This window comes from Mesorhizobium sp. M0663, assembly GCF_040320585.1.
Lineage (GTDB): Bacteria > Pseudomonadota > Alphaproteobacteria > Rhizobiales > Rhizobiaceae > Mesorhizobium.
Window position 1 is genome coordinate 1 of record NZ_JAMYPX010000090.1, and the last position, 2,228, is coordinate 2,228.

Sequence of the window (2,228 nt, forward strand, 5' to 3'; positions counted from 1 at the left end):
TTGCTCGACATTTGCCGTGCCGACCCCCCGCGTCCCATCCTGCCTCTGCCCTCAGCAGCGAAGCGCCAGATCGCCGCCGCGTTGGAACGCTTGCCATCGGATGCCAGCCGGTGAACAGCGAACCCGGCGGCCAGTGAAAGGAACTGTCATGTATTTACCCGCTCATTTCGATGAACCGAGCCGAGAAGTCCTTTACGAACTGATCGAGAACAACGCACTCGGCGTTCTGATAACCATGGCTGGAGCGGTCTCGACGCCGATCACATCCCCTTCGAACTCGACACGTCACAGGGAGAAAACGGTACCCTTCGCTGCCACGTCGCACGCAACAATCCAGTTTGGCAGGACGTGGCGACCGGCGATGAGGTGCTCGTGGTGTTCCGCGCCGCCGACGCCTACATTTCGCCGCGGTGGTGTCCGAGCAAGCAGGAGTTCCACAAGCAGGTGCCGACCTGGAACTACCTCGTCGCACATGCATATGGACGGATCACAATCCACGACGACGAACGCTATGTCCGCCGCAATGTCGCCAAACTGACTCACAGGCACGAGGCGACTGAGCCTGTCCCATGGAAGATGGGTAACGCACCGAAGGACTTCATCGACACTATGGTGAAGGCGATCATCGGCCTGGAGATCGAGATCACCCGCCTTGTAGGCAAAGCCAAGCTCAGCCAGAACAAGGAGGCACGTGATATCTGCAATGCCGGCGAAATGCTGAACGCCCAAGGCGACCGGCGCGTCGGTCAGGCGATGCTTGCAGCCGCCCGCCGGAAGCCCGAACAAGGCTGAAGAGCGTGGCCCATCGCACTTTGATGAATGTCAGCAAAGCTTGCCCTACTGGATGGTACTGCGAAACCGAGCGAACGATAAGCGCCTGGCACACGAAATTGCACGCCGCCTTCCAGAGACCGGTCCAGCCGACCCAGCAACGTCAGCCTTCCAGGCGTAGCGGTCGGCCCAATTGAGCAGTCAACGACGAAAACGGGTCACGCTTTGCCCTTGAAGTTCCCAGAGCGAGAGTTTGCAAAGCGTCGGAAGTGCTCACTGCGCTGGCCGACTGATGCCCAGTCGCCTCATTTCGGCGATAGACGGTCGATCGGCCGAGACCCAGTGCCTCGCAGCTTCGGTCGGCGACATGTTGGCCTTGATCAGCTTGATGGCGGCCTCGACCTTTTACATGTCGAGCGGTTGCCGACCGGGTTGTCTCCCTTTCGCCCGTGCTGCAGCCACGCCATCTTTCGTGCGCTCGGAAATCAGCCGTCGCTCGAAATGAGCGATCGCACCGAATACACGGAACACGAGCTCGCCTGCGGCTGAGGATGTATCGATCTTCTCTTCCAGACTGAGCAGGTCGATCTGGCGTTCGCCTCGACGCTGATCGAGGCCTTGGAATTCAAAGGCGGGCGGAGAAGCGCCCGCACGATCGCCGGAATCCGTATGCTCCGCGAACTGAAGAGATCGGGCAAACGCGATGTTCCCCCCGATGCGCCGATGCCGTTCAAGAAGGACTGGCGCAAGCTGGTGATCGGCCCGGATGGCAAGATCAATCGCCCGCTCTATGAAACGGCAATGCTCGCCCATTTGCGCAACAAGCTGCGTTCTGGGGACGTATGGGTGGAACGGTCTTCCGCGTACCGTCGTTTCGACAGCTATCTCTTGCCCGAGCCGGTGGCCGCACCGATCGTTTCGAAACTTGGGTTGCCGTCAGCCGCCGACGAATGGCTCGATCGGCGCGGCCGGAAGCTCGATTGGCGGCTGAAAAAGTTTGCGCACCGCCTCAAGCGGAACAAGCTCGACGGCGTGCGCCTGGTTGAAGATCGCGATCTTGGGCGCCTCGGCGCTGCAGCCAGGTCGTTCAACAACAGTTTGCGTAGGTGCCGATAGGGCGTCCTCTTTACTCCGAAGATGCATCCCTTATCGAGGGTCTCAGGGCGGCACTCGTCGACCGGGGGAACAAAGAGGTAAGACGATCCGACTGTTTCGCCGCGTGGGCGGAGAAGAATTCGTCCTGGTGTTGCCAAACACATTAGCTGCTGCAGCGGAGCTGATCATCGCAAGGATGCTCAACTGTGTTCGCAACTCACGGCCGCTCAGGGAGAAGTTAGAATTTGGATACACCTTCTCGTAAGCGCGAATTTCCCCGCACCTTTTGCTGTTGAGTGCTCTGATGCATGAGGTGTCCACCAAAATAGGTGGACACCTTGTGATGGAAGAAGATGAGCAGA

General features: G+C 59.4%; 2 protein-coding genes and 1 pseudogene. 2 read left to right on the forward strand and 1 reads right to left on the reverse strand.

The window, feature by feature from the left end; genetic code table 11:
- Positions 1–264: 264 nt before the first annotated feature.
- Positions 265–792 carry an FMN-binding negative transcriptional regulator gene (locus tag NKI54_RS36165; protein ID WP_352694621.1) on the forward strand — a complete coding sequence of 176 codons (528 nt, stop codon included), beginning with the start codon at positions 265–267 and terminating at the stop codon, positions 790–792.
- A gap of 384 nt (positions 793–1,176) precedes the next feature.
- Here NKI54_RS36165 and NKI54_RS36695 read toward each other — a convergent pair whose 3' ends face one another.
- Positions 1,177–1,476: a recombinase family protein gene (locus tag NKI54_RS36695; RefSeq protein WP_502896753.1), complete on the reverse strand. Its 300-nt coding sequence runs from the start codon at positions 1,474–1,476 to the stop codon at positions 1,177–1,179.
- Here NKI54_RS36695 and NKI54_RS36175 point away from each other — a divergent pair.
- Positions 1,366–1,824, forward strand: a pseudogene (locus NKI54_RS36175) (Tn3 family transposase); the annotation flags it as partial. The gene NKI54_RS36695 and the pseudogene NKI54_RS36175 sit on opposite strands and share 111 nt — an antisense overlap.
- Between the last annotated feature and the right edge of the window lie 404 nt (positions 1,825–2,228).